This window comes from Pelosinus sp. IPA-1, assembly GCF_030269905.1.
Taxonomy (GTDB): domain Bacteria; phylum Bacillota; class Negativicutes; order DSM-13327; family DSM-13327; genus Pelosinus.
In genome coordinates, this window is record NZ_BSVC01000010.1 from 25,288 (window position 1) to 47,342 (window position 22,055).

The 22,055-nt window shown below is 38.2% G+C and carries 20 protein-coding genes; 5 read left to right on the forward strand and 15 right to left on the reverse strand.

Annotated features, from left to right (window positions below; translation table 11 throughout):
- The first annotated feature begins 75 nt into the window (after window positions 1-75).
- From QSJ81_RS21495 to QSJ81_RS21510, 4 genes are all read left to right on the forward strand, one after another.
- Window positions 76-687 carry a hypothetical protein gene (locus QSJ81_RS21495; protein ID WP_285719403.1) on the forward strand — a complete coding sequence of 204 codons (612 nt, stop codon included), beginning with the start codon at window positions 76-78 and terminating at the stop codon, window positions 685-687.
- A gap of 310 nt (window positions 688-997) precedes the next feature.
- A complete protein-coding gene (locus tag QSJ81_RS21500; protein WP_285719404.1) occupies window positions 998-1,765 on the forward strand; it encodes a hypothetical protein in 768 nt (255 codons plus the stop codon).
- Window positions 1,766-1,895: 130 nt separating this feature from the next.
- Window positions 1,896-2,957 (forward strand): AbrB family transcriptional regulator, encoded by a 1,062-nt coding sequence (locus tag QSJ81_RS21505; protein WP_285719405.1) that lies wholly within the window; start codon window positions 1,896-1,898, stop codon window positions 2,955-2,957.
- 30 nt (window positions 2,958-2,987) lie between these two features.
- Window positions 2,988-3,935 (forward strand): DMT family transporter, encoded by a 948-nt coding sequence (locus QSJ81_RS21510; RefSeq protein WP_285719538.1) that lies wholly within the window; start codon window positions 2,988-2,990, stop codon window positions 3,933-3,935.
- Between the two features lie 151 nt (window positions 3,936-4,086).
- Here the strand turns inward: QSJ81_RS21510 and QSJ81_RS21515 are convergent, their stop codons facing one another.
- The 12 genes from QSJ81_RS21515 to QSJ81_RS21570 form a co-directional block, all read right to left on the reverse strand.
- Entirely contained in the window at window positions 4,087-4,833 is a 747-nt protein-coding gene (locus QSJ81_RS21515; RefSeq protein WP_285719406.1) for an SDR family NAD(P)-dependent oxidoreductase, read from the reverse strand.
- A gap of 26 nt (window positions 4,834-4,859) precedes the next feature.
- Window positions 4,860-5,333 carry a NanQ anomerase/TabA/YiaL family protein gene (locus tag QSJ81_RS21520; RefSeq protein WP_285719407.1) on the reverse strand — a complete coding sequence of 158 codons (474 nt, stop codon included), beginning with the start codon at window positions 5,331-5,333 and terminating at the stop codon, window positions 4,860-4,862.
- 114 nt (window positions 5,334-5,447) lie between these two features.
- Window positions 5,448-6,656 carry a sialidase family protein gene (locus tag QSJ81_RS21525; RefSeq protein ID WP_285719408.1) on the reverse strand — a complete coding sequence of 403 codons (1,209 nt, stop codon included), beginning with the start codon at window positions 6,654-6,656 and terminating at the stop codon, window positions 5,448-5,450.
- A 54-nt stretch (window positions 6,657-6,710) separates the two neighbouring features.
- Window positions 6,711-8,108 carry a sodium:solute symporter family protein gene (locus QSJ81_RS21530; protein ID WP_285719409.1) on the reverse strand — a complete coding sequence of 466 codons (1,398 nt, stop codon included), beginning with the start codon at window positions 8,106-8,108 and terminating at the stop codon, window positions 6,711-6,713.
- A gap of 133 nt (window positions 8,109-8,241) precedes the next feature.
- Window positions 8,242-9,402 (reverse strand): iron-containing alcohol dehydrogenase, encoded by a 1,161-nt coding sequence (locus QSJ81_RS21535; protein ID WP_285719410.1) that lies wholly within the window; start codon window positions 9,400-9,402, stop codon window positions 8,242-8,244.
- A 66-nt stretch (window positions 9,403-9,468) separates the two neighbouring features.
- Window positions 9,469-10,344, reverse strand: a complete 876-nt coding sequence (dapA, locus tag QSJ81_RS21540) for a 4-hydroxy-tetrahydrodipicolinate synthase (RefSeq protein WP_285719411.1) — start codon at window positions 10,342-10,344, stop codon at window positions 9,469-9,471.
- 43 nt (window positions 10,345-10,387) lie between these two features.
- A complete protein-coding gene (gene pdxA / locus QSJ81_RS21545; RefSeq protein ID WP_285719412.1) occupies window positions 10,388-11,389 on the reverse strand; it encodes a 4-hydroxythreonine-4-phosphate dehydrogenase PdxA in 1,002 nt (333 codons plus the stop codon).
- 26 nt (window positions 11,390-11,415) lie between these two features.
- Window positions 11,416-12,741 carry a four-carbon acid sugar kinase family protein gene (locus tag QSJ81_RS21550; protein ID WP_285719413.1) on the reverse strand — a complete coding sequence of 442 codons (1,326 nt, stop codon included), beginning with the start codon at window positions 12,739-12,741 and terminating at the stop codon, window positions 11,416-11,418.
- 147 nt (window positions 12,742-12,888) lie between these two features.
- Entirely contained in the window at window positions 12,889-14,793 is a 1,905-nt protein-coding gene (locus tag QSJ81_RS21555; protein WP_285719414.1) for a sigma 54-interacting transcriptional regulator, read from the reverse strand.
- Window positions 14,794-15,094: 301 nt separating this feature from the next.
- A complete protein-coding gene (locus tag QSJ81_RS21560) occupies window positions 15,095-16,579 on the reverse strand; it encodes a phosphoglucose isomerase-related protein (RefSeq protein WP_285719415.1) in 1,485 nt (494 codons plus the stop codon).
- Between the two features lie 107 nt (window positions 16,580-16,686).
- Complete coding sequence (fba, locus tag QSJ81_RS21565) at window positions 16,687-17,616, reverse strand: class II fructose-1,6-bisphosphate aldolase (protein ID WP_285719416.1); 930 nt, start codon at window positions 17,614-17,616, stop codon at window positions 16,687-16,689.
- A 381-nt stretch (window positions 17,617-17,997) separates the two neighbouring features.
- Entirely contained in the window at window positions 17,998-18,747 is a 750-nt protein-coding gene (locus QSJ81_RS21570) for a sulfite exporter TauE/SafE family protein (RefSeq protein WP_285719417.1), read from the reverse strand.
- A 345-nt stretch (window positions 18,748-19,092) separates the two neighbouring features.
- Here QSJ81_RS21570 and QSJ81_RS21575 point away from each other — a divergent pair, with 345 nt between their 5' ends.
- Window positions 19,093-19,836, forward strand: a complete 744-nt coding sequence (locus QSJ81_RS21575) for a 3D domain-containing protein (RefSeq protein ID WP_285719418.1) — start codon at window positions 19,093-19,095, stop codon at window positions 19,834-19,836.
- 134 nt (window positions 19,837-19,970) lie between these two features.
- On the opposite strand, the gene QSJ81_RS21580 is transcribed toward QSJ81_RS21575, so the two are convergent.
- From QSJ81_RS21580 to QSJ81_RS21590, 3 genes are all read right to left on the reverse strand, one after another.
- On the reverse strand, window positions 19,971-20,507 hold the full coding sequence (locus tag QSJ81_RS21580) for an ECF transporter S component (protein WP_285719419.1): 537 nt from the start codon (window positions 20,505-20,507) through the stop codon (window positions 19,971-19,973).
- 31 nt (window positions 20,508-20,538) lie between these two features.
- Entirely contained in the window at window positions 20,539-21,393 is an 855-nt protein-coding gene (locus QSJ81_RS21585; RefSeq protein ID WP_285719420.1) for a pyridoxamine kinase, read from the reverse strand.
- A 411-nt stretch (window positions 21,394-21,804) separates the two neighbouring features.
- The gene (locus tag QSJ81_RS21590) at window positions 21,805-22,050 is read right to left on the reverse strand and encodes a hypothetical protein (RefSeq protein WP_285719421.1); all 246 of its coding nucleotides are present in this window, start codon (window positions 22,048-22,050) and stop codon (window positions 21,805-21,807) included.
- Window positions 22,051-22,055 lie beyond the last annotated feature (5 nt).

Sequence of the window (22,055 nt, forward strand, 5' to 3'; positions counted from 1 at the left end):
TTGTTATTTGTCTAGATTTATCACCACCCTTTGTGCTATCCTATATTTGGAAGAAACTTTATCGGAGGTGTTATTATGATTCTCTTAAAAAAAATTTGCATCTTGTTTGTCCTGTTACAATTCTCATCCTTACTAATCCCGCTGCCTGCTTTTGCTTTTAAAACTTATCATGTTGCCGTTCTGCCATTGATCAATAGTGCACACTGTTCAGATCAAGAAGTACTACAGTTAGTGCAGACTAAAATTAACGATAAGTTTAAGTATCCTTTTTACGAAATCATACCCCTATCGGCAGACATGCAGAAAAGCATATCTGAAAAGACAAGGAATAAAGCCAATATGATACAACTTACCGATGCCCTTTCTGCTGACATTGTGATTGCTGTAGAACTTGTTCGTACCGAATCTGTAATAGTACATCCTTCTATATGGAATTTCTCTTCTAATAATGATGATACTTATGTTGACACGAATGTATTACTTAAATGTTATACTTATTCTGCAGCGGATGATCGCTATCTATCTTTTAAGGCCTCTACATATGGTGTAGAACCTATGACAGCTGATACAGACCTATATCACTCTGTAGAAAAAACCATGGATCAGCTTACTAGCAAATTACCCTACAAAAGAGTTCCTCAGGATGCCGTAACAACTAGTAATAACAATTTTTCAGAAAAACAGTAACAAACATTAAGAAAAACAGTAACAAACATTAAGAAAAACGCTACGCGTCCTTTTTGAACCACAAAGACACAAAGGTCACAAAGGGGTTCTATCCATTTCATTCCCATCTTTTTTGTGTGCCGCGATAGCGGCATTGTGTCTTTGTGGTTCAATCTTTTTAACTAGAAACTTATAAATTCTGATACCATAAGAAAAGACTTGGCTTAGGCCAAGTCCTCAGACGCAGGCAGAGAAGCCTTAGTCGTTCTCTCGGAATCAAGGAAGTGTTATACTTTCTGATTCCGTAAAAAAACAATAATCGAGGTGCTATATGAATACTATTATGAAACAATATTTATCTTTACTTATCCTAGTAATTACTCTATTTACCCCAAATGTATGGGCTGCTGAAAACCCTTCTAACCCCAAAATATCGAATACCTTTCATCTCACAGGACAGGTCGTATTCTCTAATTTAGAAGGAGGTTTCTATGGCATTACTGGTGATGATGGTAAAAAATATCAACCCACCAACTTACCAAGGAAGCTCAAAAAAGACGGGATAGCCATACAGTTTGATGCAAAAATCAAAGACAACGGCATGAGTACCTTTCAGTGGGGCACTATTGTTGAGCTTTCTAATGTTGCACCAATTACAACTGCCATTTCAGCAGAAGAACGCCGGGCTATTTATGTGTTACTCAAACGAATGGATGCCTTTAATACGAAGGATCTAAATAAACTCCAACAAATAGATACTGTTGCACGAAAGTTGACGAAGGAGCAATTCGATAACTGGGTTAATAAATATAATAATTTTACCCTCCAATATGTAGATATCTCTTACAGCGATTCCACTTCCATTACTGGTTCCTGCTACTATACCCGAGAACTTGTAAATGGTATGACTCTGCATGGTAATACGGATTTAACGGGTATGACTTTTACCCTCTCACAAACGCAAAATGGCTGGAAACTCACCGAATCCGGAGCTCTTACCAATCCTATCAACCCCTACAATCCAGATGTTCTTGCCGAACTCAAACAAAAAGCCCGTGAAAAGTATAAGACCGATTCTTTGGCATCTCTTTGGCAGTAATATAAAGTTATACATACCCTTAAGCAAATAAATTACCATGAAATAGTTGACCACGCAACTATCTCATGGTAATTTATACTTATATAGAAATGGATCGATCTTTATTGACTCCATTAGAAAGGGTAAACTTATGAAAGATAACATTCTTATTTTCCTTCTAGCCGCTATGGGAGGCTTTCTCTTTTTTACAATACATTCTCCTCTTCCCTGGACCTTAGGACCGCTAGTCATCACTCTGCTATGGAAGTCATTTAGAAAAAAATCAGTCCATTGGCCAAGGTCTATCCGAAATACGGGGCTTATTTTCCTCGGCTACGCCATGGGCAGTCCCTTTACCATTCAGGTAGGCCAGCAAATCCTCGGACAGCTTCCTGGAATGCTTATGGCTACCTTTGCCACTATGACCATAAGTCTTTTAGTCGGATGGTTTACCAGCCGTCGTACTGGAGTCGGAATGATTAATGGACTGATTGGCAGCGTACCTGGAGGACTTTCCCAAATGGCAGTGATCTGCGAAGAAATTGATGGCGCCGATGTAGCAGTCGTTACTCTTATGCAAATTACTAGAGTACTAACAGTTGTTTTCATTGTACCAATGCTGGCAATATACGGCCTTTCAAATAATTCTACCCCCATTCCCCTCTTCGCTGCCGGTGCCCCCCTTAATTACGTAGCATTTTTACCCTTTGCAGTCGTATGCGTCCTTTCCCCTCAGTTGGCCAAATTGCTAAAAGTCCCCACCCCCTACCTAATGGGCCCTACCCTTGGAACTATTTCACTGATTATTGGAGGATACGATGCACCTCATCTTCCTCAATATCTCACCGCATTAGCCCAAATCGCCATTGGGATACGGATGGGAGCTGACATTACTTTTGATGGCTTAAAAAATTGGAAATCTATTGTTTTATATACCTTTGGAGGCGTTCTCCTTGTAATTACTATGTCCTTAGGTGTTGACTATGCATTAACCAAATTCTATTCCATTTCTTTTCTAACGGCTTTTATCAGTACGGCTCCAGGAGGAATCACAGAAATGGGACTTACAGCAATGACAGTTCACGCTGATGTCTCCCTCGTTGTTGCCTACCAGCTTTTCAGGCTTTTATCTATGCTTATCCTTGGAATACCTGTGATAAGATGGTGGCTAATGAGAAAAACAGTTAGAAATGTAGTGGAAACGAATATCTAATTTAAACTGGAGGTACCAAGCCCTGTGGAAATGGTTTTAAAGAAAAGCAACTCAAAATCTATACTCTCAACCAAAGTCTTAGCCAATTTGGCTATGCTAATCACTGTAACCTTATGGGGCATGTCCTTTGTTAGCATAAAGTTAGCAGTCAGTGAAGTACCACCTGTTACATTGGCCCTTTTACGGTTTCTAATCGCAAGTACAATCCTCTTTCTTATCTTGAAAAAGGTTGAACCTACTGCCAAATTGCAACGAAGTGATTTGAAGAAAATGATGCTAACGGGCTTCTTAGGAATCACATTGTATTTCTTCTTTGAAAATACGGGAGTTAGGTTAACTACGGCTTCTAGTGCCTCCCTTATCACGTCTATCATTCCGATTATCGCAATTACAATGGATATTATCGTGTTTAAAACCAAAGTCCCCCTGATTCAAATCATTGGGATTTTAGTAGCGATGTGTGGCGCTTACTTATCTATCACAGCCAATGGACAAATTAATTTCTCATCGGAAACTTTTATTGGCAACCTTTACGTCGTTGGTGCCATGCTTTCCTGGACAGCCTATACCTTACTTAATAAATCCTTTAAGGGCAAATATTCTGGTCTTTTTTTAACAACCTATCAAACCTTATTTGGGACACTTTTTTTACTCCCTCTTTCCTTCTTTGAACATAACCAATGGCATATTTTTTCACTACATGCTTTCGGAAATATACTATACCTGGCAATTTGTTGTTCTGCTCTCGGATACTTTTTATACATCTATGCATTAAGTCATTTGGACGTTACCATAACTACCTTATATTTAAATCTTATGTCTATTGTTGGGGTTATCGGTGGCTGTATTATTCTTTCAGAAACAGTGTTTCCTGCTCAACTTTTAGGCGGTATTATGATTATTATCAGTATAGTTATGATTAATTTTGCACCTTCTCTTAAAAACATGTTTGCGTCCCCTCGAACAGACGCGAAATAGAAAAAAATAACGCAACAATTTAAGCAAAGGGATTTATTAATCATGTTGCCATGCAAAAAGGCCCACGGATCGTGGGCCTTTTTGCATGGCAGTTTTGAACAAATTCAGGGTAGAGCTTCCGTTCAGATCAAAATAATAAACTTAGTATCTTTTAATTCATATATGTTCCACCATTAATATTAATTGTCTCGCCGGTTATAAAATCAGACATACTTGAAGCCAAAAATAAAACTGCATCAGCCACGTTCTGAGATTGTCCTAGCTTACCTAAGGGTATTCTCGACAGTACTTGTTGGCGATATTCATCAGTCCACTGCGTACTCATATCAGTTTCGATCGGACCAGGACAAACTCCATTCACATAAATATTATACTTAGCCATTTCTAAAGCTAGATGCTGTGTAAGGTAATTCACACCTGCTTTTGATGCGCCATAAGAAGGAGATGCATTTCTATGAGGAGTTTTGGCAGTAGAAGAAGATACATTTACAATTTTACCGTATTTCTGTTGTATCATAAATGGTAAAACAGCCATGCAACAATACAGTGTCCCGTTTAAATTAACATTGATCACTTTTTGCCAATCATCTAATTTCATCTCTAATGTTGGAGTACGCATATTAATCCCCGCATTATTTACAAGAACATCAATATTACCAAAATGATCAATGGCTGTTTTTACAATCTTAGTGGCAATAACAGGATCTGAAATATCTCCTACCTCCACTAAACATCTTTTTCCAAGTTTCTCAATCTCTAGAGCCAATTGGTTTAATAAGTCTGCATTATTGCCATTGATCACCAACGAAGCTCCTTGTTTCGCTAAGGTTAAAGCAATTGATTTTCCAATGCCTCTGGTTGCACCGGTTACAATTGCTACTTTCTTTTCCAAAAGCATTTTCTTATCTCCTTATGATTTCAGAATCATAAAACATCTATTCTTATTTTCACCACTACTTTTCGGACCTTACATGGTTTTTCCCCCACACTGCAATTCGGTCTATGAGCATCCCACGGAAAATACACTGCGAACATTCCTTGCGATAGAACTATTTCTGTCTCTGCTGCAATACCTTTGTAAAATATAACATCCCGTGCTTTAAGACAATCTTCATCGATTTCAGAAACTGCCGCTAATGGACCAGAGCCTATCATCTCTTGTCCTGAACAAATATATTGTATGTCTAAATATTTTTCATGAGCTTCAGGTCTACGTTGTTCTTTCGGCTGAGTCTCATATTCTGCAACCATGGCGTAAATTTTGTTATCTTGAACCTCATGCCGCCCCAATGCTAATAGTGAAAGATCTGTTTCTAATAGAAACTTTAATCCTTGTTGTAATGCTACTGGATACAAACTCATTTCATTTTTCATGTTTAATAAATGTCCAACAATCATTTTAATCAACCATCCTTTTAATAACATAATTGATCCTATATCGTTAGTTGTTCAGAAAATGCCTTTGCTGATAGCAAAGGCATTTTCTTTCAATTAATTGATAATGACAAATTCTTAACCCTTAACCCACTTTTCTGTAACTTGTACATATTTTATTGTCTGTCTGAAATACGTAAAAGTAATATGGATTTTTCCGTCAGAGGTTTGTTTAATTGAGGGATAAGAATATTCTCTGTTTAATTTTTCCTTAGAATTATTCGTCATGCAATAGCCATCGCCGACTTCAATATCTCTCCTATAAGGCCATGTTTTTCCGTTATTTTCTGAAATGGCAATGGTCATGGGAGCCCTCGGCGTTCCCCAAAATGCTGTCTTTTTATTCGGATCTATCTCTTCAACAACAGCTGTGTTTTCTTCCGTCGTTATTTCACTATCATCCTCGTCCTCAATTTCATCATACAGAGAAAGTCTACGTTCTTTGGAACTTGCAGCACTTATATTATTGAATACAATTGCCAAATGTCCGTTATTCAGTTTTGTAAACTGAATGGACGAATTATTGTTGGGAAGTTCTGTCGGAACCGGTTCTGTCCATGTCCTACCATTATCTAGCGAGCGACTCATGTAAATATTGTCTGCCCAGCGACTTCTGTACAGGGCCAACAGTGTTCCATCCTCAAGTTTTTCAATATTCATGTGGACACATCCAGTACTGTTGGGCACTTGATACTCTGTCCATGTCCTTCCACTATCAGCTGAAATTTTCACTGCACTAGTATCGTCATCACCAACCCACTTCTTACCTGGTGTAACACGACAATAGAAGATAGGAATAATCCATTCTCCGTTATCTAAAACGACAATTGGTTGACGAATGAAAGTACCAGGAGTATCAAATAAAGTTTGGATTTCTCCCCAAGTATAGCCATTATCTGCAGATATACGATATCTAACAATGGCTGTATCTTGATTTCCTGATTTTTGAGCCGTATATAATAACCATAGTTTCCCATCTGGGGCAGGAAATAGTATAGGGTTTTGTTCGGATCTTGTAGAATCATCAGAAATTTTTACTGGTTCTGTCCACTCAGATTCCCCTTTGTTTAGTCTAGATATATAAATGGAGATATCTGCAATTCCTTCTTGACTTCCTGCAAACCAAACACATAAAAAATCTCCATTTTCTAGTGGCATAATATTCGATGCGTGACTCTGCACGCAATGATTTGGCAATAATGCCTCAATTCTTTCAGAATCATTTGCTACTTGATATAGTTTACCTTGGGTGGTCACAAAACTTGTTTTTCCTATATTACTCAACATCATCGCCTCCGTTTTTTAATTTACATTAACTCTTCTTAGATAATCCTTACTAAACTATTTACGATCTGCTGTATGAACATTATTATTCCAATGGAACATTTTTTCAATAAACATGACGATTGCTGGAGAAATTAAAGCAATATAAATATTGTCTACGCCATATGGATCGCCCATTAGATACCAAGCACTAGTAGTTACGGCTGCACCTAACAGTCCTAGATTCGCACCGCGGGTACTATTAAAGAAAGGTAAATAAAAGGCAATCATTGCCACTACTGAAATTGATAAACGGATGGCACGAGTAAAGAAAGACAACTTCAAAATTTCCGGCACGAAGAAAACGAAGATTAAAGGTATAACCCCAATAATTACAGAGAAGATACGAGTCATTTGAAATTCTTTTTCTGGAGTCGGTTTATACAAAGGCACATAGAAATCTTTGACTGCTAATGAGGCAATAGCCAAAGCGACGGTACTTACGCTGACAAATACGGAAGCCACAAGAGAGGTCGCCACCATTCCAGCTAAATATGGATTCATACTTTGCATAAAGATTGGCAATGCGTAAAGGGCGTTCATCTCTGGATATAGATATTTAGCGGCTACACCGATAAGAGCCAACGCAAAACCCAAAGGCAAGCAGAACAGGGCTGCATACAGGGTTGATTTCTTTGCTTCTTCAGCACTTTTATTTGAAGAAATAGCTTGCACTACAAACTGGGTGGAGAAAATAGCACCTACTGTACCGATGACCCAAGCAAGAATGGTCGTTACACCAATTTTACCATCCCAAGTAAAGTAGAATGCTGGCATTTTTTCTACCATGGGACTAATTCCACCAGTCAAAGATAAGGCAGTTACTAACACAGCCGCTATTCCCACATACTTAAAGAAACTGTGTAAGACAGTCACATAGGCGACCCCCTTAAGACCACCATACACAAAATAAAAGGTACTGACTACTGCAATAATACACATGGAGATTGGTAAACTCATTTTTAGCACAGTCGACAAGGCTGCTGCACCACTAATGTAGTTACCAACATTTACGAGAAGTAAGGCATACATCATAACAATGGATACAGCATACTTAGTTGATTTACCATATTTTTGAGCGATAGCCCCAGAAATAGTAAACTCCCCTGATCCATATAATCGTTTAACCATGAAAAGGCTATACAACCAATAACCAATAGATGCTCCAAGAACAGACCACGCTGCCGCCATACCATATTTAAAAGCGGACTCGGCTGTTCCCACTGTTGACTTAGCACCAATAAATTCTGACATTAGCAGAACACCAACAACAAGGGCTGGCATAGCCCGAGATGCGACCATAAACTGCTCGGAATTCTTACTACGTAACTTCATGGTCAACCAAGAAGTACCAATAATATACAAAACCATCATGGCTACAATAATAAAGGTATCTGCTGAACTAAATTCTTTCATGATAACACTCCTCTTATTTAGATATAAAAACAAGATGATTCCAAATGATTACAACACTCTGACAATTTCACTTAGTCTCGATTGTTTCTAGAATCTTTATTCCAGAAACAATCGATAACTATTTTTCAAACTCTTATAATAGTTTCTTATATATCTCGCGAATATCATCTTTAGTCATTACTTTAGGATTATTATCTAAAAGTCTTGTTACTTTCGAAGCTGATTCCACCATCAAATCTAAGTCATCTTCCGTTATCCCTTTATCGCGCAAATTAGCGTGAATGTCTAGATCACTGATTAATGAGTATAGATTATCAATCATTTTTTCAGCAGCTTCTCTTGTTGAAATTCCAACAACATTGATACCCATGGCAATGGCAATATCTTTGAACTTTTCTTCGGTAGCATCCAGGTTAAATTTCATAACATGAGCTAATAAGATGGCATTTGATAATCCATGGGGAATTCTGTACTTTCCACCAAGAGGATAAGCCAGCGCATGTACGGCAGTCGTACTTGATGTTGCAATAGAAATACCACCAAACATTGCTCCTAAAAGCATATCTTCACGTGCCGCTAAATTCTGCCCCTCATTATATGCAATGCGAATACTACGAGAAATCAGGGTAATTGCTTTTAATGCAAACGTATCACTAAATGGATTTGCCTTTTTAGAAATGTAACATTCAATTGCATGACATAACGCATCCATACCCGTATTTGCCGTAATATGCTTTGGCAAATTAATTGTCATAGTTGGGTCTAAAATAACACAATCTGGTACCATTTTATCGCTGACAATGCCCACTTTTAATTCTTCTTCTGGCACTAAAACAATAGCATTTGGTGTTGCTTCGGCACCAGTACCTGCCGTAGTTGGAATCATAAGTGTTGGAACACCGCGGTGTATTATTTGCACTTTTCCTTTGACCAAGTCTCGTAAATTTACATGATTAGTAAGCAGCAAAGAAACAATTTTTGCTGTGTCGATTGAACTACCGCCACCGATGCCAATAATCATTTCACATGCAAACTCGTTTGCAGCTTGAAATATATCATTTACCTGGTCTACCGTTGGCTCAGGTGGTGTGTCATTGATTATATGGACATTAACACCTGCTCCTTCAAGCAATGTTTTTGGTTTTTCTACTAGCCCAGAATTCCAGACCCCCTGGTCAGTAATGATAACTACATTTTTAGCTTGATAATCAGCTACAATATCTTTTATCTGTTCAATGCAACCTGCTCCCGCTACAATTTTCCCAATATTTAATAATGAATATGCTTTACTCATAAAAATCTCCGATCTTGTTTATTTAAGTCACATGCTATAGCTAAAAATTCCACCATCCACCGTTTGTTATTTGTACAATTCAAAAACTTTGAGTAATGCTGCATCAATTTCAGGCTTATTGCAATTTGAAGGCTCACGACCGGGACCAACTGGGTGACCAAGTAAATTGACCGCACGTTTGACAACGGAATTTGGATTTCCCATTTGCATCACATTACGAAATGGTCTAATTTTCTTTTGTGCTTCATTCGCCGCTTCGATGTTACCTTGTGACCATAATTCATAGATACTTACCATTAATTCAGGAAATACATTGGAACAACCAGAAATTGCACCAGTACCGCCTGCCATTAATGTCCATAAGATCAATGAATCGCTGCCAGCTAATACACTTAAACGTGGATCAGTATTTTCGATATATTTTAATGTATTATCAAAATTACCACTGCTGTCTTTAATACCGATAATGTTTTGGTATTTTGCTAACTTTTTCACCGTGGTGTAGTCAATGTTATTGCCTGTTCTTGCTGGGATGTTATACAGTAAGATGGGTAAATCAACTGCTTCTGCTACACTGCTAAAATGACGATATAAATCATCTTGTGAAAGACCAGCAAAGTATGGCGATATAATAGATAATACATCTACACCTAAATCTTCAGCAATTTTTGATAACTCAATTGTTTCTTGAGTTGTTATACAACCAGTACCAGCATAAACAGGCACTCTTCCTTTTACTTCATCAACAGTAACCTTAATGATTTCAATCTTTTCTTCTTGAGAAAATGCGTAAAATTCACCATTTGTTCCTAAAGCAAAAATACCACTAACTCCTGCCTTAATTAAGCGATTAATTTGACTGCGCATTTCCTTTTCATTGAATTTTTCCTCTGCTGTCAATGGGGTAAGAATTGGAGCAATAATTCCTTGTGGTTTAAACATAATAATCATCCTTTCCGCTTGCCTATTTTCGAGATAATGTATTTTAGCGATCGGCAAATTTCACTTTTGCCATCTGCGCACCAAGTAATAATGATTCTGTCATACTTTTGCTGTCTGCAATCCCTTTTCCAGCAATATTAAATGCTGTACCATGATCAACAGATGTTCTAATGCAAGGCAAGCCAACTGTGACATTAACGCCTGTTTCAAATCCTAATACTTTGATTGGAATATGCCCTTGATCATGATACATAACCACTACAATATCAAACTCTTTTTTAATGGCCGCTTGATAAAATACGGTATCTGGCGGAACTGGTCCAGTTACGTTCATTCCCATTGCTTTTGCTTCATTAACCGCTGGTGTAATTTCTAATTCATCTTCGGTACCAAACAAGCCGTGTTCACCAGAATGTGGATTAAGTCCAGCTACTGCAATTCGTGGCTCTAGAATTCCCATCATTTTTAGCGTATCATCTGCTAAGCGAATTACGCGAAGTACCCGATCTTTTTTGACAAGATCGCAAGCTTGTCTCAGGGGTACATGAGTTGTTACATGTATGACTTTCAGGGCGCCACTAACTAGCATCATGGAATAATCTTTTTGTCCGGATAAAGCACCGAGTATCTCTGTATGTCCTGGATAATGATTACCCCCAAGATTTAATGCTTCTTTATTCAAAGGAGCAGTAACAATTGCGTGGATTTCGTTTTTTAACGCATAGTCAACCGCTTTTTCAATATACTCATACGCTGCTTTACCAGCTCTTCCATCTACTTGTGCAAAAGGCAAATCTAGAGGCAAATTATCCAAATCAATGATATCAATCGTTCCATGATTTTTACCTGCTTGACTCGGATCTTGGACAGCCTGGCATTTTAAATCAGTACCAATAATTTCGATTGCACGTTCCATTATTTTTTTATCGCCAAAAACTACAGGCCTTGCAATTTCATATATGTTTTTTTCTGCTAATGCTTTGACAATAATCTCTGGGCCAATTCCCGCTGCATCCCCCATTGTAATTCCTAATATCGGTTTCATTCGTGCTTCCTCCTTATCTTGTTTATTTAAGACACAACTCTCTTTGCATCATTTAAGTTTATTTCTTTATTGATTTGCCGCATTGCCTGTATCGATAGAACAAACGCATCATCTTGACCAAAAGCACCGGCTTTGGTTACCACTTGTAATCCGTTACAACGTCCGCCGACCAATCGTCCCAGGGGAATTCCAACTGCAACTTCTTCCAATACTTCAATGGCTTCCGCACCTAAAGATCGGCACACATGAATTGCTGTATCACCGCCAGTAAGCACCATACCAGCCAATTGAAAATCTGTTAACTGAGCGACAATATCACCTAAAGCAACTGCCGTTCCTTCGCTGACTTCCGTAATACTAAGCCCGCAATTTTCTCCCGCTGCCACCGCAGCTAAAACGTCACAATCATCGACTGCACTGGCAATTAATATATCTTTTCCCTGCTCCAATAAAATTTCCGCTTGCTTAGTACATCGTGTTATTTCTAGCTCTTTATCCTGGATGAGATTGGCTACATCCATTTTTACCAATTGAATATTCGGTAATTTTAACGCTGCACTGATCTGTGCTTGGGTGACCTTACTCACACTGCCGGCAACCACTAACACAGCTCCTTTTGCTGAGATTACGATGTTTTCTTGTTTGGCTGACCATTGATAAAGATCAGCTAACTGCTCTGCTAATCCCGCCGACCCTACCCACAAGACTTTCTGGTAGTCTTGGGTAGCCTTGACAATAAGCTCTAAATGCTCATCTAGTACCGCATCAAAGACAATCCATCTTTCACTACGCTCTATACAATGTTTGACTGCTTGCTTCACCGCTTCTAGCCCTGACATAATAACACTTAGTGAAATTAAACCAATTTTAACATCAGTTTGTTTATTTAATAATTCCACGATACGCGATTCATTCACCGGACTTTTTGGTGCACGAGCAATTTCCGTTAATTCGATTGGTATATGATTTAATAAATGATACCCTCCAACCGTAATACGATTATTACTAGGAAAAGCAGGTGCTATTACAACTATCTCTGGTTTGAAGACCACTGCCGTCGCTTCAATTTCAGCACCAAGATTTCCTCTAAGGGTTGAATCAACTTTTTTGTAGATATTTTTCACACCACTATTTTGTAACGTTTCGCAAACTTCATTGACCCTAGCATAAGCTGCCGCTGGTGCAATATCCCTGCTATCCGTATCTATAACCACAACATCAGCTGTTTCCTTCAATAATTTTTTTTGATCAAAATCAATTCTGACACAGCTACTTATATTATGTTTAGAAAATTGTACCGCTGTATCATTTGCACCTGTTATGTCATCTGCAATAACTGCTAATTTTATCATCTGTATCACCTTCTCTCTATTGCACCTCGCTAATATATATTGCAAATTCCATGCCAACCTCTTTTTTCTTGTTAATACTGCATTCTTATGTTACTAAAAAAAGAATACGTTGCATAATGCAACGTATTCGGTGCGTAATGCAGCGTATTATTTCTTAGCTACCTTGCTATTTAATTTTCGCCATAGGGTAGTTCGATGAATACCAAGCCTTGCTGCTGCGCGACTATAATTAAATTCTTCTTCGCCCAACACACGTAATAATGTATCATATTCCACCATAGCCAAGCTATCTTTCGTCTTTCCTTTTACTTTGCTACTTTCTCCTATTGATTCACCTTCTTCATCATAGGCCTCGATAATATCTTGTTTAGTAATGGTTGGTCCGTTAGCTAAAAGCATAGCTCGTTCCATCGTATTTGCCAATTGTCTAATATTTCCCGGCCAGTCGCGCTGTTTTAAATATTCCCTGGCATCTATATGAATCCCCGCAATTTTCCCATTGATATGATTCATTTTCTTGATCATTTCTTTTGCTAACAGCGGGATATCTTCGATCCTTTCACGTAATGTCGGCATATGGATACGCAATATATTAAGTCGATAATAAAGATCTTGGCGAAAATTCTTTTCTTCTATTAATTGTGCTAAATTTTGATTCGTTGCAGCAACAATGCGCACATCTACTGGAATAACACTCTCACCACCCAAATGCATTATGGCTTTCTCCTGTAAGACACGTAGTAATCTTGATTGCAAGGATAAAGGCATTTCACCAATTTCATCTAAAAAAAGCGTTCCACCATGGGCCAATTCAAATAAGCCTTGTCGTCCACCTTTTTTTGCTCCAGTAAATGCACCTTCTGCGTAACCAAACAATTCGCTTTCCAGTAAACTTTCTGGGAATGCCGCACAATTTACGGCAACAAAGGGACCATTAGCACGTATACTCACATTATGAATACTTTGCACCAGCATTTCCTTGCCTGTACCAGATTCGCCTGTAATCAAAATAGTTGATTGAGTTAATGCATATTTAGTGGCCTTGCGCTTTAATGCATTACAAGCTGGCGATGAGCCCACGATATCAGTCATTTTTATTTTCGCTACCAAACCTTTAGCATGCAATTTTTTACGAACATTTTGTTCTAATTCTTGCAATTGTGACACATGTTGCAAATTATAAATACTGCCAATAACTTCATCTTTCACTTTGATTTCACTATGTTTAATCGTGAGTGTCTTATCACCAATGCGTTGTACATCTGCAACCTTTTCACTGGAATCATCATTTCCGGGCAGCGAGAATTGCGGAATAACGGTTTGCAAATGATTGCCGATAGCTTCTAAGTGCGATACTTGAAAAATCTTTTCTGCCATGGGATTAAAAATAGTAATTCTATCATTAATATCCGTTGCGATAATGCCTTCCACCGATGTGTCAATCACAGTACATAACAACTCAGATTTTTCCTGTTCTTCACGCCTTATACGCGCAATTAATTCCGCCTCATTGATTGCTTTATAAATCGCTTCTTTACCAGATTGAATCAAAGCTCCCTGCACACCAACACGTGCCGCTAATTTTGTCGAGATTGCATCACCAATGATGAGTTCTACACCATCTTGGACTGCAGCAGTAATTTTTTCTAGGGCCTCACCTTCATTTTTTAAAGTAATTTCTACAAAAGTTATACCTAGCAGTGTTGCTAAGTCCTCACAACCATAAATCACATTTTCAAATCCTGCTATACCAATTTTCTCAGGATATTCACCACAATTTCGTAATGCACGTAAAACATCCATTACAGTAACTTGAATATGCACAGTGGGTATATTTACACTATTTTTAATCAACGTTGCCGTACCACCGCGGCTGATGATAACTTCAACACCGTCCTCAACAGCTTGCTTAACAATAGCAATGCATTCTTGTAAATCTCCTTTTACCACCTTAATGAGATGTGCAGAATCAGCAAATCTTTCAACTACCACTTCCTCTGCTAATCTTGCTAAACTTGCAAATGGTGCTACAAATAAGATTCTTGCTTCCACGATTGGTCACCTCGCCCTTAAATCCAGTAGATTAAATATGAATTAATTATGTAAAATGAACTAATAATCATAGCGATACTTATAAATACTTTATTTAGCCTGTATCACTTTTAGAAATATCATCTAATTTTTATAAAAGCATTATACCATTATGAAACTATAAATACGTTTTTTTCTACAAAATCATATAATTTTTATTCACTGTATCTGCTAATACTAGAAAATGAGCCCTTGCGAAAAGCAAGGGCTCATTTTCTAGTATTAATCTATTTCCAACTAAACCTCAGAAATAACGAACAATTTATTTTTCTCTGAGCGTCTTTAGTCTTGGTCCCATCAACCGTTTATAAGCTTCCACACCAGGCTGATCAAAGGCATCTACATTGGCTAATTCCCCTTCGTAGGCTATAGACAATGCTAACAGATACAGCAGCTCACCCAAATGATAGGCATTAAGCTTTGGCAAGACAAAGTTTGCATTAAAACGATCATCACTCAAAAGAGCGTCAGCATTCGCAGCCCGGGCCACCTCTAATGCCTGACTCAAATGCAAGGTGGATATTTCCGAAAGTTTAGGAGCACTAGGAAATACATCAGGAATAACAGCATCCTTATCCCACTCGGCAACCTGTAAAAACTGTACTACCTTATTTCTTTTACCATCTTGATGCTGCTGGGTCTGGGCATGCATATCAGTTGTCCCTACTGCCACAATAGGTGTCCTACCATAAAACACTTCTTTGCCTTCCCTGTCTGTCCGTTTACCAAGAGATTCTGCTAATAATTGCACATACCACTCCGCCACCGATTTCAGATAATCAGCATAGGGCATAAACACTTCAATATCACGACCATATTTTTCTGCCGCAATAAACTTTAGCACTGCATTTAGCATCGCTGGATTTTCATATATATCTGGATTTTGGCAAACTACATCCATGTCTCGTGCGCCTGATAAGAATTCATCAATATCTAACCCTACACAAGCAGCCGTTACTAGACCCACCTCGGAAAAAATACTGAATCGCCCGCCCACACCATCCGGTACACTAAAGGTAGGCCAGCCCTTTTCATCAGCCAGTTTTTTTAGCAATGTACTTTTTTCGCCCTCTGCTGGGTCAGTGACAGCCACTACTTCCACTTCAAGTTTAGGTGCATGTTGGCACAATGCCTCATAAATTACCATAAACGTAGACATGGTATCCAGAGTTCCACCTGATTTTGAAATAACCACTAATGCCACTTTATATGGATCATTTTGTCCATCAATCGCTTTCAACTGAACTTCTGCTAACAAATGTTCAATTAGTTCAGCAGTGCGACGGGGATCAATATTATTACCACTAAAATATAATTTAGGATAACCTTCCCTCTCAATTTTCGTCTTCGAATTCCAAAACTCGCCGCAGTGGACATCAAATAATACCTTGTTACCAAGATAAGAGCCACCGATTCCAAAGGATATCACGGTATCTACTCGATTTTGCAAAGACTTGCCAAAATCCTTAAGTTTAGCAATAGAATTGGGAGAATTCAGATTTCCTTCCTCCACATAAGGCAGTTGAGTAAACAATACCCTCTCTGGCGTCGCGTCTTTCGATAAATGACCACGTACCTCGCCAGTGGTACGCATATGTTCTACCGCCTGATGAGCAAGTGCGACCTGCTCAGCCAAATCACTAACGTCTCTCTCAGTCACTCGGCTCTCTCCATACAGATTGCCATACTCAAAACAAAATCCAGATTTAAGAGTAATGGACGATTGTTTCTTCTTAATATTACTCATCCCTTTCTTCTCCAATGCAATTTAACATCTAAACTACATAAAGAGTCCAAGTTATTATAAATGGGTTATCACCGCCGCGACTCTTACCCAATTACGATTTCTGCTTTTTATAAACGGTTGCTACAATTTAGCACATTTTTCATTTTATGCTGCACCATATTTTTAATGGCATCACGGGCTGGTGCTAAATATTGACGCGGGTCAAAATCCCCAGGATTTTTTGTAAAATGTTCACGGATTGAAGCCGTCATCGCCAATCGTAAGTCAGTATCAATGTTAATTTTACATACCCCGAATTTACTAGCTTTAAGCAACATGTCTTCAGGTACACCTTGGGCTCCTGGAATGTGTCCACCATATTCATTGCATTTTGCCACAAATTCAGGTAATACAGTCGAGGCGCCGTGCAGTACTAGCGGGAAACCAGGTAATAGATTAGAAATCTTTTCTAATCTTTCATAATCAAGGCTAGGATCACCTTTGAACTTGTAAGCACCGTGGCTAGTTCCAATCGCAATAGCCAAGGAGTCACATCCTGTGCGCTCCACAAATTCTACTGCTTCATCAGGATCCGTATATGTAGCATCTTTAGCACTTACTTTTACAGCATCTTCAACACCAGCTAATTTGCCTAACTCAGCTTCGACAACTACACCATGAGCGTGGGCATATTCTACAACTTTTTTAGTCAAAGCAATGTTTTCTTCAAAAGAATACTTTGATCCATCAATCATGACAGAGCTAAAACCACCATCAATACAAGACTTACAAATTTCAAAATCATCACCATGATCAAGGTGTAGGACAATAGGCAGACCAGAGTCTTCGATTGCCGCCTCTACTAATTTAGTAAGATAAATATGTTTTGCATATTTACGAGCACCCGCAGATACCTGCAGAATAAGTGGAGCTTGTTCTAATTTGGCAGCATCAACAATCCCTTGAATAATTTCCATGTTGTTAACATTAAAAGCACCAACTGCATATTGTCCTTCATAGGCTTTTTTAAACATTTCTTTCGAACTGACTAGTGACATGATAATTCCTCCTCAATAATTTTAATAATATGTAAGTTTTACGTTTGGATCAATTGAAATAACATTTTTTTACCTAGTGAATTTATAATGCAAATTTCATGCCAATACACATCGAAAACAGGTTCTTCATTTTGTAGTGAGTAGATACTAGGATACATAGGACACGCAAGGAGTATATTTCAGTATTATTCCACTTGTTTAAAACTAAAATAAAACAACTCATCGGTCAATCCGATGAGTTGTTTTATTTTTCTCTTAAACCACTGCTGTCTTGTATCGATCTCCATAACCTATCGGTAAAATCATATTAATGAGTATTTATTTATTCTTCAATTAATACTCATTGCTTTCCCTCTATTCTAGTGGAGCTGGAATGAACAGCTAAGACCCATGTGCTTTCAAGAAAAGTCCAATTGCCAATCCAAAACCAAGGATAATAATACAAATACGCAATCGCTTTTCATTCACCCGTTTTAGCGCATAAGCTCCTACTTGCCCACCTGCAATAGAAGCAATGGAAGCCACCATAACTTGCGTCCAGGCAACATCACTCGAAAAAAGAAAAATCAGAACAGCAGAAGCATTCATCACTCCACCCAATACATTTTTGGTCGCTCCTGCCGTGCGTACATCTAACCCCGCAATGGTCAAGGCCGCTAACATTAAGATGCCAATGCCACCACCAAAATAACCTCCATAGATAGAGATAGCAAACTGTGCCATTATAGCCTTTAAAGGCCCTAATGGCTTAGGGTTTTCATGGATTTTACGAAAAAAACTCCCCCACAAGAATACAAGTGTGGCAAATAAAACTAACCAGGGTACTAGGAATTCAAAGACGGAAACAGGCGTTATTAATAGAAGAATAGCCCCCAAAACTCCACCAATCAGGCTAATAATAAACAAAGCCTTAAAGGATAATTGGGGTAAATCTGAAATATTTTTTCGTCCGGCAAAACCTGTTGTAATCTGCCCGGGGAAAAGTGCGACAGTAGAAGTAATATTTGCGGCCCGTGCATCCAATCCTGTAAGCATCAATGCAGGAAAAGTAAGAAACGATCCTCCACCTGCTAAGGCATTTTGTACACCAGCACAAAATGCTGCAATAAAAAGAACAGCGAATGTTATCATATTTTAAAGTACCACCTTACCTATTTGTTTTAACAAGTCCACACTTTATAACGTTCATAAGACTAGTATTGGTTTGAACTAGTCAACTTTTTTTACTTTCATTAGACCATTATACATAACTCTTAATGGAATTACATTATTACTATAATTTACCTCCTTAAATTTGTCAAAATAGGATATTAGTACTATTAGTTCTTATGTTAATTAGCACGATAAGATTATGGTAGAACTTAGTCTTCTCAATTTTCTATTTTTTCTAGAAAGGAGCTATGTGTAACTTATTAAAACAGCTAGTTCATTGTTTCTAAATACGCACTAATTTCTTTAGCAAAGGAAGTATCATTCATGCAAAATAAAATTCTGATTACAGTCCTTCTACTATTCACTATTACTGTGTTTCAACCCATTTCCGCTCATGCAAGTTTCTTTTTATTCAACATTGTTCGTGATATCTTCGGCGGTGGTAAGCACCATGATTCACCTACCTCTAAACCCAATTCTTCAAATAACAGCAACAGTTCTCTTATTAAGTTCGGCATGCAAAATAGCCAAGTCGCGGAAATACAGCAATATCTAATCAAAGGTAAATATCTCAGCGGTAAATCAGATGGAATATTTGGCTATCAAACACTGCAAGCAGTTAAAATGTTTCAAAGAGATTCTGGGCTATCTGATGATGGTGTCGTCGGATCCAGAACAATGAATGCGTTAAAAAACTTTAAAAGTACTAAACCTAAGCGTACCTCACCACCGTCTCAGAAACCATCCTATCATCCTCCACATGACAATGGCGTCCCCCACTACTTGTATGCCACCCCCATGCTCGCAACTGCTTATACCCGTTACGACGAAGGTTGCACTGATTATACATACCGGGGCACATACCTTCGCAGAGGATTAGCTGCCGTTGATCCAGACGTAATCCCCCTTGGCACAAAACTTTACATACCTGGATATGGAGAAGCAATTGCAGACGATATCGGAGGAGCAATTATCGGAAATCATGTTGATTTAGCAATGGACACATTAGATGAAGCGTTTTCTTGGGGGAAACGTGATGTTACCGTGTACGTTTTACCTAAAGGCTAGTACTCCTTTTTATCATCTACAAGTTTAACAATAAACGAATAATCTGGAATTGGATGAGGTGAATAAAAACAGCTTTGATCTTACGAGCAAAGCTGTTTTTTATAAATATCTATTACGCTCAATAGGCCTTAGCCTTATTGACCTAGTATTTTGCGAAGTTTTGGCCCTAGGATCAAGGCAACGATAAGACCGGCGCTTGACGTCATCAAGGAGCTAGGTATATTAGCAATCGCAGTAGTCAAGCTGCCAGTCACATACCACCACGCTAAAATATAACCTGCTAATGTCCATAATGCGGCTAAAACACAAGCAAAAAAAGCACGGATCATTAATTGAGTACCTGTCATTTTACTATTTCTACTTGCTTCAGGCCAAAGTCCTTTAGCAACAAGGCCAACAATCAATCCAGCAATTCCCTTAATAGCAAAGGACCATAACGTGTAAGGAGAAAAACCCATGACTATGTCATAAAAGGCCGAACCAATGGCTCCCGCCAGTCCTGCATATACCCCGCCAAAAATGATTCCTGTTGTATATAAAAACGCAGAACCGAGATGCACCATAGCGCCCACACCAAAGGGAACTTTAATGGTTGTGGCAATAGTACACATGGCAGCCAACATACCGACAAATACAATGTCTCTCACATTTAGTTTCCGTACTACATTCATTCTAAAACCTCCATATTTTATAATAGCTATCTTATTTTTCCCAAACCTCTCGGCAAAGCCAGGGCAATACTCTTTCCACTACTACTCCTTCACGAGTAGGAGTATCGGCTTGAAAGGTAGTTTTAATTGCAAGCCCAACAAAATTCACAGCTCGCTCCATAGCTACTGGCAAAGAATCTTTATGTAATAATGAACCAATCAGGACGCTAGAAAAAATATCTCCCGTTCCTGGATATTTCGCGGGTATGTGATCAGTTACAATATCAAAAAATATATCCTCTTTCTGATCATATCCGAAGGTAAGAATCTTCCCATGTTCAAAGGGAATTCCAGTCATAACTACAGTGGTAGGGCCAAACTCAGCTAATCGCAGCAGCCATTTTTTCATTTGTGCTACATCACAAACTTGCCCTTGATAGGTTTCTCCTAATAAAAAACAGGCTTCTGTGTAATTAGGTGTCAGAATATCTGCCCTTTTTACTAATTTTTTCATTTGTTCCTGCATTTGTGGTGTATAAATAGAATATAACTTCCCATCATCACCCATTACTGGGTCTACCACTACAAGTGGATGATTTGAAGAAAACTCATCAATAAATTGCTGTACCACATCGATTTGTTCCTCGGAAGCAAGAAAGCCACTATAAATACAATCAAAAGCTATGCCTTCTCTCTTCCAGTGATGAAAGAAATCAGGCATATGACTCGTAAAGTCATGGAATGCTAAGTCTGTAAAACCACCTAAATGAGTACTTAATACAGCAGTTGGCAGAGGGCATACTTGAACCCCCATAGCAGATAATATAGGCATAATCACCGTTAAGGAGCAACGTCCAAAACAGGAAATATCATGAATAGCCGCTACCCTCGGCACAAAATTTTTCATATTGCTACTCCTCTCAAAAGCTACTATGCTTTATTACTTATTAACTTTATAGAACTATATCCTTATATTACTAAACTTTACACTAAAAAACAGTATATCTTATTGAAAAGGGCTAGTCAACGAATGCTGCTTTATTGAGACGTACGAATATAACGTATATTGACCATCCTATTCTAGACGTTATACTAACGACAAATGCCGAAAGTTAATAAAATACAACCACTTTATTACAATAGAATACGCAGAAGTGTATCTTTTGGTCACGTGAATATTACGTTTATCAAGAAACACCCTTAATCTAAAAAAACTTTTCTTATCTAAGCAGATAAGAAAAGACTTGGTTGCAGTATTGCAGCCAAGTCTTTTGGTGTAATAATTACCTTACCTATACATTTTTATGGTGACGCACTGTTATCGCTGAAACTGGATACAATACCCTAACTTCTCCATAATTAGATAAGCATCAAGCATAGTTACTTCCATCATAGATAATCCCGTTGCGGCTATGATTGGCTGCTTTAGAGGAAAAAACTTTCCATTAATTTTGACCATATACATATTTCTAGGTCGTTTTTGCGGTTCAATATTCCTCATGTTTTCTTCAATATCATTCATCGTAATATCAAACTCTTGGCTTTTTATTATAAATTTTGGCATAATCT

What these genes read in the sequence shown, in the direction of transcription:
- QSJ81_RS21575 (WP_285719418.1), top strand. Translation starts at nt 19,093, where the DNA reads ATGCAAAATAAAATTCTGATTACAGTCCTTCTACTATTCACTATTACT.
- QSJ81_RS21585 (WP_285719420.1), bottom strand. Translation starts at nt 21,393, where the DNA reads ATGAAAAATTTTGTGCCGAGGGTAGCGGCTATTCATGATATTTCCTGT.
- QSJ81_RS21550 (WP_285719413.1), bottom strand. Translation starts at nt 12,741, where the DNA reads ATGATAAAATTAGCAGTTATTGCAGATGACATAACAGGTGCAAATGAT.
- QSJ81_RS21510 (WP_285719538.1), top strand. Translation starts at nt 2,988, where the DNA reads ATGGTTTTAAAGAAAAGCAACTCAAAATCTATACTCTCAACCAAAGTC.
- QSJ81_RS21580 (WP_285719419.1), bottom strand. Translation starts at nt 20,507, where the DNA reads ATGAATGTAGTACGGAAACTAAATGTGAGAGACATTGTATTTGTCGGT.
- QSJ81_RS21520 (WP_285719407.1), bottom strand. Translation starts at nt 5,333, where the DNA reads ATGATTGTTGGACATTTATTAAACATGAAAAATGAAATGAGTTTGTAT.
- dapA (WP_285719411.1), bottom strand. Translation starts at nt 10,344, where the DNA reads ATGTTTAAACCACAAGGAATTATTGCTCCAATTCTTACCCCATTGACA.
- QSJ81_RS21505 (WP_285719405.1), top strand. Translation starts at nt 1,896, where the DNA reads ATGAAAGATAACATTCTTATTTTCCTTCTAGCCGCTATGGGAGGCTTT.
- QSJ81_RS21495 (WP_285719403.1), top strand. Translation starts at nt 76, where the DNA reads ATGATTCTCTTAAAAAAAATTTGCATCTTGTTTGTCCTGTTACAATTC.
- pdxA (WP_285719412.1), bottom strand. Translation starts at nt 11,389, where the DNA reads ATGAAACCGATATTAGGAATTACAATGGGGGATGCAGCGGGAATTGGC.
- QSJ81_RS21525 (WP_285719408.1), bottom strand. Translation starts at nt 6,656, where the DNA reads ATGTTGAGTAATATAGGAAAAACAAGTTTTGTGACCACCCAAGGTAAA.
- QSJ81_RS21590 (WP_285719421.1), bottom strand. Translation starts at nt 22,050, where the DNA reads ATGCCAAAATTTATAATAAAAAGCCAAGAGTTTGATATTACGATGAAT.
- QSJ81_RS21515 (WP_285719406.1), bottom strand. Translation starts at nt 4,833, where the DNA reads ATGCTTTTGGAAAAGAAAGTAGCAATTGTAACCGGTGCAACCAGAGGC.
- QSJ81_RS21535 (WP_285719410.1), bottom strand. Translation starts at nt 9,402, where the DNA reads ATGAGTAAAGCATATTCATTATTAAATATTGGGAAAATTGTAGCGGGA.
- QSJ81_RS21500 (WP_285719404.1), top strand. Translation starts at nt 998, where the DNA reads ATGAATACTATTATGAAACAATATTTATCTTTACTTATCCTAGTAATT.
- QSJ81_RS21570 (WP_285719417.1), bottom strand. Translation starts at nt 18,747, where the DNA reads ATGATAACATTCGCTGTTCTTTTTATTGCAGCATTTTGTGCTGGTGTA.
- QSJ81_RS21560 (WP_285719415.1), bottom strand. Translation starts at nt 16,579, where the DNA reads ATGAGTAATATTAAGAAGAAACAATCGTCCATTACTCTTAAATCTGGA.
- QSJ81_RS21530 (WP_285719409.1), bottom strand. Translation starts at nt 8,108, where the DNA reads ATGAAAGAATTTAGTTCAGCAGATACCTTTATTATTGTAGCCATGATG.
- fba (WP_285719416.1), bottom strand. Translation starts at nt 17,616, where the DNA reads ATGTCACTAGTCAGTTCGAAAGAAATGTTTAAAAAAGCCTATGAAGGA.